The organism is Mycetocola sp. JXN-3 (assembly GCF_014522285.1).
Classification (GTDB): Bacteria; Actinomycetota; Actinomycetes; order Actinomycetales; family Microbacteriaceae; genus Mycetocola; species Mycetocola saprophilus.
In genome coordinates, this window is the sequence record NZ_CP041635.1 from 2,352,801 (window position 1) to 2,365,281 (window position 12,481).

General features: G+C 67.2%; 12 protein-coding genes. 6 read left to right on the forward strand and 6 right to left on the reverse strand.

The annotated features are described in order from the left end of the window. Window positions 1-54: 54 nt before the first annotated feature. Window positions 55-495, reverse strand: coding sequence for a LysM peptidoglycan-binding domain-containing protein (locus tag C7C57_RS10720; RefSeq protein ID WP_187976412.1), 441 nt, complete (start codon window positions 493-495; stop codon window positions 55-57). A 402-nt stretch (window positions 496-897) separates the two neighbouring features. Here C7C57_RS10720 and lexA point away from each other — a divergent pair, with 402 nt between their 5' ends. Both lexA and C7C57_RS10730 read left to right on the forward strand, forming a co-directional pair. Continuing rightward, window positions 898-1,602 (forward strand): transcriptional repressor LexA, encoded by a 705-nt coding sequence (gene lexA / locus C7C57_RS10725; RefSeq protein WP_030143064.1) that lies wholly within the window; start codon window positions 898-900, stop codon window positions 1,600-1,602. A gap of 104 nt (window positions 1,603-1,706) precedes the next feature. Next, window positions 1,707-2,246 carry a methylated-DNA--[protein]-cysteine S-methyltransferase gene (locus C7C57_RS10730; protein WP_187976413.1) on the forward strand — a complete coding sequence of 180 codons (540 nt, stop codon included), beginning with the start codon at window positions 1,707-1,709 and terminating at the stop codon, window positions 2,244-2,246. Between the two features lie 186 nt (window positions 2,247-2,432). On the opposite strand, the gene hflX is transcribed toward C7C57_RS10730, so the two are convergent. Further along, the gene (gene hflX, locus C7C57_RS10735) at window positions 2,433-4,163 is read right to left on the reverse strand and encodes a GTPase HflX (protein WP_255505660.1); all 1,731 of its coding nucleotides are present in this window, start codon (window positions 4,161-4,163) and stop codon (window positions 2,433-2,435) included. Between the two features lie 41 nt (window positions 4,164-4,204). Between hflX and C7C57_RS10740 the strand changes: the two genes are divergently transcribed. Continuing rightward, the gene (locus C7C57_RS10740; protein WP_187976414.1) at window positions 4,205-4,846 is read left to right on the forward strand and encodes a class I SAM-dependent methyltransferase; all 642 of its coding nucleotides are present in this window, start codon (window positions 4,205-4,207) and stop codon (window positions 4,844-4,846) included. A gap of 63 nt (window positions 4,847-4,909) precedes the next feature. Here the strand turns inward: C7C57_RS10740 and dapF are convergent, their stop codons facing one another. From dapF to C7C57_RS10755, 3 genes are read right to left on the reverse strand one after another with little or no spacing between them, the layout of a single operon-like run. Beyond that, complete coding sequence (dapF, locus tag C7C57_RS10745) at window positions 4,910-5,806, reverse strand: diaminopimelate epimerase (RefSeq protein WP_187976415.1); 897 nt, start codon at window positions 5,804-5,806, stop codon at window positions 4,910-4,912. A 41-nt stretch (window positions 5,807-5,847) separates the two neighbouring features. Beyond that, on the reverse strand, window positions 5,848-6,522 hold the full coding sequence (locus C7C57_RS10750; RefSeq protein ID WP_187976416.1) for a response regulator: 675 nt from the start codon (window positions 6,520-6,522) through the stop codon (window positions 5,848-5,850). Beyond that, a complete protein-coding gene (locus C7C57_RS10755) occupies window positions 6,519-7,910 on the reverse strand; it encodes an ATP-binding protein (RefSeq protein WP_187976417.1) in 1,392 nt (463 codons plus the stop codon). The genes C7C57_RS10750 and C7C57_RS10755 overlap by 4 nt, the downstream gene beginning before the upstream one ends. 180 nt (window positions 7,911-8,090) lie before the next feature. On the opposite strand from C7C57_RS10755, the gene C7C57_RS10760 reads away from it, so the two are divergent. From C7C57_RS10760 to C7C57_RS10770, 3 genes are read left to right on the forward strand one after another with little or no spacing between them, the layout of a single operon-like run. After that, on the forward strand, window positions 8,091-9,071 hold the full coding sequence (locus C7C57_RS10760; RefSeq protein WP_187976418.1) for a tripartite tricarboxylate transporter substrate binding protein: 981 nt from the start codon (window positions 8,091-8,093) through the stop codon (window positions 9,069-9,071). Beyond that, entirely contained in the window at window positions 9,068-9,700 is a 633-nt protein-coding gene (locus C7C57_RS10765) for a tripartite tricarboxylate transporter TctB family protein (protein WP_121688241.1), read from the forward strand. Before C7C57_RS10760 ends, C7C57_RS10765 begins: the two co-directional genes overlap by 4 nt. A 46-nt stretch (window positions 9,701-9,746) precedes the next feature. Then, window positions 9,747-11,279 (forward strand): tripartite tricarboxylate transporter permease, encoded by a 1,533-nt coding sequence (locus C7C57_RS10770; RefSeq protein ID WP_187976419.1) that lies wholly within the window; start codon window positions 9,747-9,749, stop codon window positions 11,277-11,279. Between the two features lie 170 nt (window positions 11,280-11,449). On the opposite strand, the gene miaA is transcribed toward C7C57_RS10770, so the two are convergent. Continuing rightward, the gene (miaA, locus tag C7C57_RS10775; protein ID WP_187978358.1) at window positions 11,450-12,394 is read right to left on the reverse strand and encodes a tRNA (adenosine(37)-N6)-dimethylallyltransferase MiaA; all 945 of its coding nucleotides are present in this window, start codon (window positions 12,392-12,394) and stop codon (window positions 11,450-11,452) included. Window positions 12,395-12,481: the final 87 nt, after the last annotated feature.

Consider the following 12,481-nt stretch of genomic DNA (forward strand, 5'->3'; position numbering starts at 1 on the left):
AGTCACTCCGGGCAACAGGGCGCACATTTACCCAGTCTGCACGGGTGTGCGAACCTAGCGCGTGGGAGCGTCGAAGCGCAGCGGAATCGCCAGGCGCTGACCGGCTTCCAGGCCCGATCCCTGCAGCTGGTTGAGGTCTCGGATCTCGGCGATGACATCCCGCGGGTCGGCCGAGGGGTCGAGCGACACGGCGAGCTGCCACAGGGTATCGCCGCTTTCCACCGTGACGTAGTGGAAGGAAGCGTCGCTCGGGGTTGAGGAGGCAACCGCTCCCCCGGCGCTCAAACCCACCACCAGGAGCGCGATCACCAGGGGCAGCGCCACCAGCGTCGTGATGACGATGCGGCCGCGCCGGGTCAGACGCAGCTTGCCCGAGGGGCGAGCCTCGGCACCAGAGGCGGCAACACCGGCGGGTGCTGCCAGAGCAGAGGGCTCGAATCCGAAGGAGGGACGAGCGGTAGCAGGACGGCGGGGATTCAGGATTGCGGTACTCATAATGGGCCTCTCTGTACCGGTGGGTGGCGATCAACCGGGTATGCCCGGCTTTCGGTGCCCGTGCGGCGCACCATCCTGCGAAGCAGAGTCCGAGGAGTGGAAGCCGTGGCCGGTGTAAATGAAAGCGTGCTGAAGACAAAGCGTGCTGAAGAAGGGAAATCCAACACCGAGGTTTGCTGTACCGAGTCGGTGTTTTCGAAGGGCGTTAGAACATCTGTTTCGAATATAACTTCGAATAATCGAATTTACAAGCCGGTATTCGAATCTTTTTGAGATTTTTTCCCGACACACTCGAAGAAATGTTTGTTTTCCCAGCCCGTGCTGGATACAGTTTCGAGTGTTGGGATTACTCAACCAATAACCACCGACACTGGCTCAAAAGGGCCGTCAGGACGGGAAACCATGGTCACCAAGAAGCCGAACGTAGACGCCACCGACGCGCCCAAAACCGGCACTCGGCGACGCAAGAGCCTGAGCGAGAAGCAGCGTTCGATTCTCGAATACATCTCCCGATCGGTGGCCGACCGCGGATACCCGCCGAGCATGCGCGAGATCGGCGACGCCGTGGGCCTCGCCTCGCTGTCCAGCGTGACCCACCAGCTTAATCAGCTGGAACTCAGCGGATACCTGCGCCGCGACCCCAATCGTCCCCGCGCCCTGGAGATCCTGATCGATCTGCCCGGCACCACCGTGTCCTCGGCCAGTTTCGAATCGGTCACTCCGCCGGTGGGCGACGCCGCCATGGTACCGCTGGTGGGTCGGATCGCCGCGGGCTCCCCGATCACCGCCGAGCAGCAGGTGGAAGAGGTCTTCCCGCTGCCGCGCCAGCTCGTGGGCAAGGGCGATCTGTTTATGCTCAAGGTGTCCGGCGACTCGATGATCGACGCGGCCATCTGCGACGGGGACTGGGTTGTGGTGCGTCAGCAGCACGACGCGGAAAATGGGGACATCGTGGCCGCAATGCTGGACAATGAGGCCACCGTGAAGGTGTTCCGTCAGCGCGACGGCCACACCTGGCTACTCCCCCGCAACTCGAACTTCGAGCCGATCCTGGGTGATCACGCCGAGGTGCTCGGCAAGATCGTCGCGGTCCTGCGCGCGGTCTAGTTCCCCGCCGCGGGCTCGATCGATTCGATTTCCCGGGCCCCGTTCCGACATCCCGAGTCGAGCAGCCCGCATCCCGGATCTCGCAGCCCGAAACGAGGTACAGCATGCACACCACCGAGGATTCGAACGCATCCCGCCTGATTCACGCGGTCATTCCCTCACCGGTGGATGAGCTGACCCTGGTCGCTCGCGGCGAGACGCTGATCGCCGTGTACTTCGCCCAGCACGCTCGCCGTCCCTCCGATGACGCTCTGGGCGACCGTGTGGACATCGCGGACAGTGCGGTGCTCGCGCGCACCCGCGATCAACTGGCGGAGTACTTTGCCGGTGATCGCGAAACCTTCGATCTCCCCCTCGCCCCCGAGGGTGAGGATTTTGCCCAGCGCGTCTGGGCCGAGATTCGGCGGATTCCGCGTGGACAAACCATCCGCTACGGCGATATCGCCGCCGAGCTCGGCCAGCCCGGCGGCGCGCAGGCCGTGGGCGGAGCGGTGGGCCGCAATCCGCTGAGCATCATCGTGCCGTGTCATCGCGTGGTCGGGGCTGACGGATCACTGACCGGTTACGCGGGCGGCACCGCCCGCAAGGCCTTCCTCCTGGAACTCGAGGAGGACGAGGCGGCCAGCGCGGCCCGGCTGTTCTAGCCGACAACACCGAGGGTATGTCGTTCAGCAACGCCGAAGGGGCGAGTCCATCTGGGCTCGCCCCTTCGGCGTTGGCTCGTAGCGGGTACTACTCGCGTGGCGGTCGGCGCGAGCCACGGGTCACCAGATACGGGTCACCAGGTCCCTGTCACCAACTACCAGCCGCCAAACCCTCACTGATCGGCACTACCGCGCGAACTCGTCGAGTCCCGCAGCCACCTCGGGTGAGGCAAACGCGTGGACGCGAGTGCCCTCCTCCTCATAGTCGAGGGTCACCACGCGGCCACGACGGTGCAGCAGCGAGATCACGTCGCCGCGGTCGTAGGGCACCAGGAGGTTCAGCTCAACCGACGGGCTGGGCAGCAGCTCGGCGATCTTCGCCAGGATTTCCTCGATACCCTCACCGGTGCGCGCCGAAGCGAAGATCGCGTGCGGTTCGAGTCCCAGCAGGACCAGGCGGTCCTCCTCGGACACCAGGTCAGACTTATTGAACACCACGATTTCCGGGATGTCCCGGGCACCGACATCGGTGATCACGTCGCGCACGGTCTTGAGCTGGGCCGAGGGATCGGGGTGCGATCCGTCCACCACGTGCACGATCACATCGGAGTCGCCCACCTCCTCCAGGGTCGAGCGGAATGCCTCGACCAGCTGGTGTGGAAGGTTACGGACAAAACCGACGGTATCGGTGAGGGTGTAGACCCGACCATCCTCGGTCTTGCTCTTGCGCACCGTCGCGTCCAGGGTCGCAAACAGCGCGTTCTCGACCAGCACGCCGGCCCGGGTGATCCGGTTCAGCAGACTGGACTTGCCGGCGTTGGTGTACCCGGCAATCGCGACCGAGGGTACCTCGAAGCGCTGACGGTTGGCGCGCTTGGCCTCTCGGGCGGGCAGGAAGCCCTTGATCTGACGGCGCAGCTTCGACATCCGAATGTGGATGTGTCGGCGGTCCAGTTCGAGCTTGGTCTCACCGGGACCACGCGAACCCATTCCGGCTCCACCCACCTGACCACCGGCCTGGCGGGACATCGAGTCACCCCACCCACGCAGACGGGGCAGCAGGTATTCGAGCTGGGCCAGCTCCACCTGGGCCTTACCCTCGCGGCTCTTGGCGTGCTGGCTGAAGATGTCGAGGATCACGGCCGTGCGGTCGATCACCTTAACCTTCACCACGTCTTCGAGCGCGCGGCGCTGGCTGGGCGAGAGTTCGGTGTCGGCGATGACCGTGTCGGCACCGAGTGCCTTGACGATCCCCGCAAGCTCGGCGGCCTTTCCGCTCCCGAGATAGGTGCTGGCGTCGGGATTGGCGCGGCGCTGCAGCAGACCGTCGAGAACCGCGGCACCCGCGGTTTCGGCGAGCGCGGCCAGCTCCCGCAGCGAGTTTTCGGCGTCGTCCTGCTTGCCCTGCGGATACACGCCGATCAGGACGACGTTTTCCAGGCGAAGCTGGCGATACTCAACCTCGGTGACGTCCTCAAGCTCGGTGGAGAGCCCGGCGACGCGGCGCAGGGCCGCGCGGTCGGCACGGTCGGCCTGATCGCCATCGCCCGCCGATCCCTCGGTGTCGTGGTCCTGCAGGGCGGCGGCACGGCCGGTGGCAAACACGTTGACCGCGCCGGCACGGGAGGCGGCACCACGCAGGACACGCTCGACGGCGTCCTCGGAGTCCGCACCGTGATCGTCAGCACTGTGATGGTCAGCACCGGTGGAATCGGCAGAGGAAGTGCCCGTGGAAGAGGCACCGGTGGAATGGGATGCGTCGTACCCGGACGCGGCGGGGGAATGGGTGGCGGAATCGCCGGTCTGTGTCGAATTGTGGGTACCCCGCTCGGCGGCCTGGGCGGTGCCCGTGGCGCTCTGCACCGCGGCATCGCGGTCGTCTGCGGGGGTGATGGTGTTCGGGGTGTCTTTTGTCATCGAGTTAACCCTAGTTCGTATCCATCCGATACGGTCTAAATATGTCGAGTGAACACTATTTTGATGCAACACCCGCGGGTGATGCGGTCTATCGAACCATCACCGCGCGCATTGCCGGCGTCGAGCGCACGCTGACCACCGCGAATAAGGTCTTCTCCCCCGCCCACCTCGACGAGGGCACCCGCATTCTGCTGGAGGAGGTACCCGAGCCGCCGACCCACGGCAACCTGCTCGACCTCGGCGCCGGCTGGGGCCCGATCTCCCTCGAGCTCGCGCTGCTGAGCCCCGAGGCCACCGTCTGGGCCGTGGACGTGAACGATCGTGCACTCGACCTGGTACGCAAGAACGCCGCCGACCTGGGCATCACCAACATTCGCGCCGTGCACCCCGACGAGGTCCCCGCGGACATCCGGTTCGAGGCCATCTGGTCCAACCCGCCGATCCGCGTGGGCAAGGACGTCCTGCATGGCATGCTGGAGCACTGGCTGCCCCGCCTGGTCGAGCAGGGCGAGGCCTGGCTCGTGGTGCAGAAGAACCTCGGTGGCGACTCGCTGCAGCGCTGGATCGCCGAGACCCTGGGCAGTGAGTTCACCGTGAGCCGTCACACCACGGCCAAGGGTTTCCGGGTGATCCTGGTGGATCACTCCGCCCCCGATGATGAGGATCTGCCCGACTTCGTATAGCGATCACACACGAGAAAGGCCCCGGTGGATGTCAATTCCACCGGGGCCTTTTGAGTATGGTGCCTAGACCCGGTGCAGCGCGTCCAGGTCCACGGTGCCGGTGTAGACCAGTTCCGCGGGACCCGAGAGGGACACGTGCTCGCCGTCCTCGGTGGGGAACATGCGCACGGCGCACACGCCGCCGGGCACGGTAACTCGCCACTGGTTGGGGGCGGTGGGGCCAGCCCAGAAGCGGGTGGCCAGGGCGGCGGCGGCGATCCCGGTGCCGCAGGAGAGCGTCTCTCCCGAGCCGCGCTCGTGCACACGCATGCGGATCTGGCCCACGCCGTCACGCACCAGCTGGGCGGCGGGGACCACGAGTTCCACATTGGCACCGGCCTCGGGGGCCGGGTCCAGGGTCGGGGCGACGGTGAGGTCGGCCTGGTCGAGCTCGGAGTCATCGGCGAGCGCAACCACCACGTGTGGGTTCCCCACGTTGATGCCCACACCCGGCCGGGCGACCTCGACCCCGCGGGTGTGCACCAGCGGACCGTCCTCCTCCAGGCGCCAGCGTCCCAGGTCCACGGCGAATCCGCCGGCGGTCACCTGGACGTCGCGGACACCCGCGCGGGTCCCGATCGCGATGGTTTCGCCGCGCTCAAGGGTGATCAGGCCGGTGTCGATCAGGTAGCGCACAAACACGCGGATTCCGTTGCCACACATTTCGGCCACAGAACCATCGGCGTTGTAATAGTCCATGAACCACTCGGCGCCGGAGTCCTCGGCCAGGCTCTCGGCCCCGTATTCGAGCGAGGCGGAGCGGGCGGCGCGGATCAGGCCGTCGGCACCGATCCCGAAGCGACGATCACACAGCGCGGCGATGGTGGCCGGGGTCAGCTCGTGCCGGGCATCGGGATCGGTGATCAGGACAAAGTCGTTGCCGGTGCCGTGGCCCTTGTGGAAATCGAGTGTGTTCGCCATTGCCCCAGTTTAGGCGTCGCGGCCCGCATCGGAAAACCCGCTCAGCGGCGGCGATAGAGGATCTCCGGGCGTCCACGCTGGCCGTAGCGGTGCTCGCTGCGCAGCACCCCCGTGCGCACCAGGTGGTCGAGATAGCGCCGGGCGGTAATCCGGGAGAGTCCGCAGGCGGCGGCAACCTCGATCGCCGAGGAGGCGTGCTCGGGGGACACGGCGTTTTCCACCAGCTGCGCGGTGGATTCCGAGAGACCCTTGGGTAGACGGCGATCGCCACCCCGGCCGGCCTCGATCAGCGCGTTCACGTCCTCCTGTCCGAGCGGTGCCGGGTCGACCCGCGGACGGGTCGCCGCGCGCCCGTCGCGATACGCGCCAAGCTTCTGCTCAAACAGGGCGCGGGAGAAGGGCTTAACCAGGTAGTCGGCGATCCGAGCCGAGGCCGCCTGAGACACCGTGATGCCGTCGTTGGCCGAGCTCACCACGATCACGTCCACCGCGTCATCGCTGAGCCGACGCAGGCGGTGCAACACCTCGACCCCGCTGAAATCGGGCAGGTGGATATCCAGCAGCACCAGATCGATATCGCCATCCAGAAGCCGGTCCAGCGCGGCGGCCCCGGTGGCCGCGGTGTCGGCGACCACAAAGCCCGGAAGACGCTCCAGCGCGCGGATGTGCATGCGGCAGACGGCCGGGTCATCGTCCACGATCAGGGTGCGGATCATCGCGCGGTCTCCTCTGGATCGGGGTGGACGGGTGTGGGCGGGTGCTGCGCACTGACGGCGCCGTCGCCGGGACGCAGCGGCGGCACGAGGGCGTCCATCCGGGTACCCGCCGATCCGTCAGTGGGGGTTCCCACGGTGATCCGGCCGGCGCGGGTCTCGATGATGCGGGCCACCAGCGCGAGACCGAAGCCGCGGGGCAGGTCGCCTTCCCCAGGCGATTTGGTGCTAAAGCCGCGCTCGAAGATGCGCTCGTGGTCGGCGCGGGCAATCCCGCTCCCGCTGTCGCACACCCGGATGGACAGGCCCGCGGGACCCCGGGTCAGGCGAAGATCGACCCGGCCACCCGGTCCGGCGGCATCCACCGCATTCGAGAGTAGGTTGGCGATCACCTCAAACTCCTCGGTGTCCAGGCCGCCCGGCTCGGGATCCTCGAATTCGAGGTGTCCGCCCTGGGCTACCAGGATCGCCCGCTGCCGCTCGATCAGGGTGCGCAGGCCGCTGCGGGACACCGGGGTGGGAGTGGTGCGCGGTGCGGCGGATGCCGCCTCGCCTCCCCCCACCGAATCCGCGCCTGAAACCACCTCGGCGTCGACGGGAACCAGGGTACGAATATAGTCGAGCGCCTCGTCGTTTTCCCGATCCTCGAGCAGACCATAGAGCACGTGCAGGCGGTTGGTGAACTCATGGGACTGCTCCCCCAGGGCCGCGCCCACCCGGCGCTGAACCACCAGGTCGCGGGCGTCGCGGGCGAGCCGGTCCAGGCGCCGTCCCAGCAGCATCGTGACCAGGGCGGCCGCCCCGATCCCCACTGCGAGGGATCCCAGCGCCCAGGGCAGCAGGCCGGCGACCCCGTCACGCATATCCTCGGCGATTGCGCTCTCCAGGATGCCCACCGAGGCGGTGCCGATCACCGTCCCCGAGGTGTCGTAGACCGGCATCTTGGCGCGCAGGGTGGGTCCCAGGGTGCCCGCCTCGACCCCGACAAAGTGTTCCCCGGCCAGGACGCGACGGTGATCGGTGGAGACCCGCTCCCCCACCAGGGCGGCGTTGGGATGGGTGAGCCGGATGCCCGCGGTGTCCGTGATCACCACGTAGTCCATCCCCGCGGCCTCGGCCACTAGATCGGAGACGGGCTGAAGCTCCCCGGTGGGCCAGGGGGCCAGGATTCCCGCGCGCACGGCGGGCAGGCTGGATAGGGACTCGGCGACCTGGATCACCCGCTCCTCGGTGGCCGCGCGAATCTGACGCTCCTGCACCATCAGCGCCACGATCACCGTGATTCCCAGGCACACAAATACGATCCCCACCTGAACCAACAGCAGCGTGAGGCGGCGCGGCGCACTCGGGGAGCGCTCGGCGCGCCCATCCGTCCTGTGCCCAGACACCATCGTCCTCCCTCACGGCCCGTGGGCCACCGCCAGGCTACCAGCGCGCGGGCATCCGCTCCGGCACCCGGCGCGGTCATTTAAGACCACAAAACACACAAATAGACCGGGCCCTCCCGGGTGCCTAGCGTGGGAACACCAAACTTGCGTCACAGCGTTGTGGCGGAAGCGGAAGGAACAATCATGAAGAAAACGATTCTTTCGGTCGTGGTGGGAGTCCTCACGATCGGTGTGTTCACGGCGGCGGCGATGGATGCCAGCGCCTCGGGGTCCACCGCCTCGGCACGCAGCAAACTCACCATTATGGCCCCAGCCTCCCCCGGCGGAGGGTGGGACGGTTTCGGCCGCGAGGGCCAGCAGGGCCTGCGCATGGCCGGCATCGTCAACAACGCCCAGGTCATCAACGTGCCCGGGGCGGGCGGGACGATCGGGCTGAGCAAGCTGGTCCAGATGGACGGACGCGACGACATCCTGATGGTCACCGGAGCGGTGATGATCGGGGCCAGCGCGCTCTCCAAGACCCCCGAATCGCTGGCCGACACCACCCCGATCGCGCGCCTCGCCGACGACTACAGCGTGCTCGTGGTCCCCGCGGCCTCCCCGTACACCACGATGGAGGAGTTCGCCGAGGCCTGGAAGCAGGCTCCCGGCGCGCACTCGATCGCCGGGGGTTCGCTCGGCAGCATCGATCACCTGCTGAGCGGCCTGCTCGGGCGTACCGTGGGCATCAACCCGGGGGACATCAACTACGTGGCCTACTCGGGCGGCGGCGAGGTACTCGCCTCGATGCTCTCCAACACCGCGGCGGCGGGGATCTCCGGCTATAACGAGTTCCGCGACCAGATCGAGGCCGGCACCCTGCGTGCCCTGGCCATCTCCTCCCCCGAGCGTCTGGACGGGGTGCCCGTTCCGACGTTCATCGAATCCGGGATCGACGTGGAAATGTCCAACTGGCGCGGCTACGTGGCCCCGCCGGGCATCTCCGATGAAGCCCGGGACGAGATGGTCGCGATCATCACCGAACTACACGCCACCGACGAGTGGCAGGACACCCTGCGCCGCAACAACTGGACCGATTCCTTCCAGGTGGGAGCCGAGTTTGACGCCTTCCTGGAGGAGGAAACCGTTCGGGTGTCCGATCTGATTAGGGAGCTGGGACTATGACCGCCACATCCGTCACCCCGACCCGTCCGGCCGATGCCTCCTGGTGGCACGGGCGCGGCGAACTCGTGGTCGCCGCCCTGGTGCTGGGCCTCGGGGTATTCCTCGGCATCGGCACCGCAACCATGGAGGTTCCACCGGGATCCGGCGTGCCGGGCCCACAGTTCTTCCCCACCATCGTGAGCGCCGGACTGGGCATCCTCGGGGTGCTGCTGGCCATCCAGGTCATTCGCAATCCCGAGGCCGAGGTGGGTGCCGGGGGAAGCGATGATCTGGGCATGGACCCGGACCTGCTGGGCGAGCTCGGTGACATCGACACCACCTCGGAAATCCGGGTGGTCGCCTCGGCCACCGGGGACGATGTTCCGCGCACCGGAACCGACTGGAAAACCTTCGGATTTGTGCTGGCCGGTCTGGTCGGGTTTGTGCTGCTGCTGGTTCCGCTGGGGTGGATTCTCGCCGGGGCCGTGCTGTTCTGGGTCATCGCCCGGGCCCTGGGCAGCAAGCGACCGGTGTTTGATATCGCGATCGCGATCCTGATGTCCTCGGCCATTCAACTCGCGTTCTCCGCGGGCCTGGGCCTCACCCTGCCCTCGGGCATCCTCTCGGGGGTGTTCTCATGGCTCGGCTAGGCACCCTTTCCCCGCTTGTTGACGCGATGTATTTGGAGGTCCGGACATGGATCAGCTAACCCACCTGCTTGAGGGATTCAGCGTCGCTCTGACCCCGATCAACCTGCTCTGGCTGCTGATCGGTGCGGTTCTCGGTACCGCCGTGGGTGTGCTCCCGGGCCTCGGCTCGGCAATGGCGGTGGCCCTGCTGCTCCCGGTGACCTTCAGCCTGGATCCCACCGGCGCCTTCATCATGTTTGCCAGCATCTACTTTGGTGGACTGTTTGGGGACTCCACCGCCGGCATCCTGCTCAACACCCCCGGCAACTCCTCGGCCATCGCCACCACGTTTGAGGGGCACCGGATGGCCAAGGACGGCCGCGCCGCCAAGGCCCTGGGAACCTCGGCAATGGGTGCGTTCCTGGGCGGGATGATCGCGACCACGCTGGTGGTATTCTTCGCGCCCTACCTGGTGAAGCTGGCGACCCTGTTTGGCCCGGCCGAATACTTCGCGCTCGCCGCCTTCGCCTTCGTGGCGATCTCCTCGGTTGTGGCCGAATCGGTGCTGCGCGGACTGCTCGCCCTCGCAATCGGTTTGGCTCTGGCCATGGTCGGAATCGACGGTCCCAGTGGCGCTGCCCGATTCACCCTGGGACTCCCGCAGCTCTTTGACGGCATCTCGATCATCGTGATCACCGTGGGCCTACTGGCACTCGGCGAGGTGCTGCATGTGGCGTCTCGGATTCACCGCGACGGCGCGGTCACCCGGGTTTCGGCCGGCGGATCGCCGTTTCTGAACTGGGCGGAGTTCCGCAAGGCGTTCCCCGCGTTCCTGCGTGGTACCAGCTTTGGTGTGCCGTTCGGTGTGATCCCGGTGGGCGGCTCGGAGGTCCCGACCTTCCTCGCCTACGGTACCGAGAAGAAGCTCGCTCAGCGCCGCAAGGATCCCGACTTTGGTGGGCGCGGCGCGATTCAGGGTGTGGCGGCGCCCGAGGCCGCGGGCAACGCGACCGCCGGAACCGCAATGGGGGCGCTGCTCGCGCTGGGACTGCCCACCTCGGCCACCGCGGCGATGATGATCGCGGCCTTCCAGCAGTACGGCATGCAGCCCGGGCCGCTGCTGTTTGAGCGCAGCGCCGATCTGGTGTGGCCCCTGCTAGCGAGTCTGTTTGTGGGGCTGATCATCCTGCTGATCATCAACCTGCCCTTCGCCGCCGTCTGGGCCAAGCTGCTGCTGGTGCCCAAGCACTACCTCTATGCGGGGATCACCCTGTTTGCGATGCTCGGTGTGTATGCGATCGCCTCGGCCGAGATGGACCTGTGGCTGGTGTTGGGCATCGGACTGCTCGGTTTCCTGATGCGCCGCTTCTCGATCCCGCTGGCCCCGGTGCTGATCGCCGCGATCCTCGGTCCGCTGGCCGAGACCGAGCTGCGGCGCTCGCTCGCGGTCTCCGAGGGCGACCTGGGCATCCTGGTGGGTTCCCCGATAACGATTACCCTGTACTCGCTGATGGCCATCGCGATCGGCTTCACCCTGTTCCAGGCGCTGCGTCGTCGCGGGGCGAAGAAGCGCGAGGCGGTGGGCGCGACCCGCTCGTAGTCGCCGTCGATAACGGCACACGCCGCAGCGGGAAACCGGTGCGGCGTGTACCGTTTCCGCGCGGACCGGCGCGACCTTAGGTCAGCTGCGCCAGGGGCAGAGGCGAGGCGTGAGGGCTCGAAGCCAGGCGTCAGAGTTCGAAGCCAGGCGTCAGAGTTCGAGGTGGGGCGTCAGAGCTCGGCGGAGGGCAGGATGTGTTCGGCGATCTCGGGCAGCGTCTCGGCGACCGTGTCAAACACGTGGGCACCCCGATAGCGCTTGAACCAGCTCACCTGACGACGCGCATAGCGGCGGGTGAGCCGGCGCGTGTCCTCAATCGCCTCGGTCTCGGTCATCTCCCCGCGGATCTGCGCGGCGGCCTGGCCGTACCCGATCGCCCGTCTCGCGGTTACCCCGGCATCGATGCCCGCCTCAAGCAGACCGGCGGCCTCGGCAATCAGCCCGGCCTCCCACATCCGGGTCACCCGCGCATCCAGGCGGGCGACGAGGTCCTCACGCGGCGCGGTGAGCGAAATGAGCAGGGTGGGGGTCCACCACACGGGCTCGTCCGGCAGGGTTCCGGCGATGGGTTCCCCGGTGATTTCGGCCACCTCGAGTGCTCGCACGATGCGGCGTCCGTTGTGCGGACCGATCCTCTCGGCCGCCTCGGGGCTGAGACCCCGCAGCCGGCGAAACAGCATGCCGGGCCCCTGGGCGCTCAGCTCGGCCTCTAATCGGGCGCGAATCTCTGGGTCCTGGCCGGGGAATTCAAAGTCGAACAGCACGCTGGACACGTACAGGCCGGATCCGCCCACCAGGATCGGCCAGGCACCCCGGTCGAGGACATCACGAATGATGCCGCGGGCCTCGGGCTGATAGTGGGCGACGGCCGCGTCCTCATGCGGATCCAGAATGTCAAACAGGTGGTGCGGAAACTCCGAGCGCTCGGCGACACTGAGCTTGGCCGTACCGATATCCATGCCGCGATAGAACTGCATCGCATCCACGTTGATAATCTCGGCCCGCTGCCCGTAGCCGGCAAGCCTCCGCGCCAGCTCGAGAGACAGGTCACTCTTCCCGGTGCCGGTGGCCCCGACCACGGCTATCAGTCGCGGATTCCCGAGGTCCTGGAGCAGCGGTCCGGACGAGGTCTGCCCCGGCTCCCGCTCGCTCGCGCTGGTATTCGTAACCTCGCTCAGGTCCGAAGCCGGATTCGTGCTCGG

What these genes read in the sequence shown, in the direction of transcription:
- C7C57_RS10740 (WP_187976414.1), top strand. Translation starts at nt 4,205, where the DNA reads ATGTCGAGTGAACACTATTTTGATGCAACACCCGCGGGTGATGCGGTC.
- lexA (WP_030143064.1), top strand. Translation starts at nt 898, where the DNA reads ATGGTCACCAAGAAGCCGAACGTAGACGCCACCGACGCGCCCAAAACC.
- hflX (WP_255505660.1), bottom strand. Translation starts at nt 4,163, where the DNA reads ATGACAAAAGACACCCCGAACACCATCACCCCCGCAGACGACCGCGAT.
- C7C57_RS10760 (WP_187976418.1), top strand. Translation starts at nt 8,091, where the DNA reads ATGAAGAAAACGATTCTTTCGGTCGTGGTGGGAGTCCTCACGATCGGT.
- C7C57_RS10720 (WP_187976412.1), bottom strand. Translation starts at nt 495, where the DNA reads ATGAGTACCGCAATCCTGAATCCCCGCCGTCCTGCTACCGCTCGTCCC.
- C7C57_RS10750 (WP_187976416.1), bottom strand. Translation starts at nt 6,522, where the DNA reads ATGATCCGCACCCTGATCGTGGACGATGACCCGGCCGTCTGCCGCATG.
- C7C57_RS10765 (WP_121688241.1), top strand. Translation starts at nt 9,068, where the DNA reads ATGACCGCCACATCCGTCACCCCGACCCGTCCGGCCGATGCCTCCTGG.
- C7C57_RS10730 (WP_187976413.1), top strand. Translation starts at nt 1,707, where the DNA reads ATGCACACCACCGAGGATTCGAACGCATCCCGCCTGATTCACGCGGTC.
- dapF (WP_187976415.1), bottom strand. Translation starts at nt 5,806, where the DNA reads ATGGCGAACACACTCGATTTCCACAAGGGCCACGGCACCGGCAACGAC.
- C7C57_RS10755 (WP_187976417.1), bottom strand. Translation starts at nt 7,910, where the DNA reads ATGGTGTCTGGGCACAGGACGGATGGGCGCGCCGAGCGCTCCCCGAGT.
- C7C57_RS10770 (WP_187976419.1), top strand. Translation starts at nt 9,747, where the DNA reads ATGGATCAGCTAACCCACCTGCTTGAGGGATTCAGCGTCGCTCTGACC.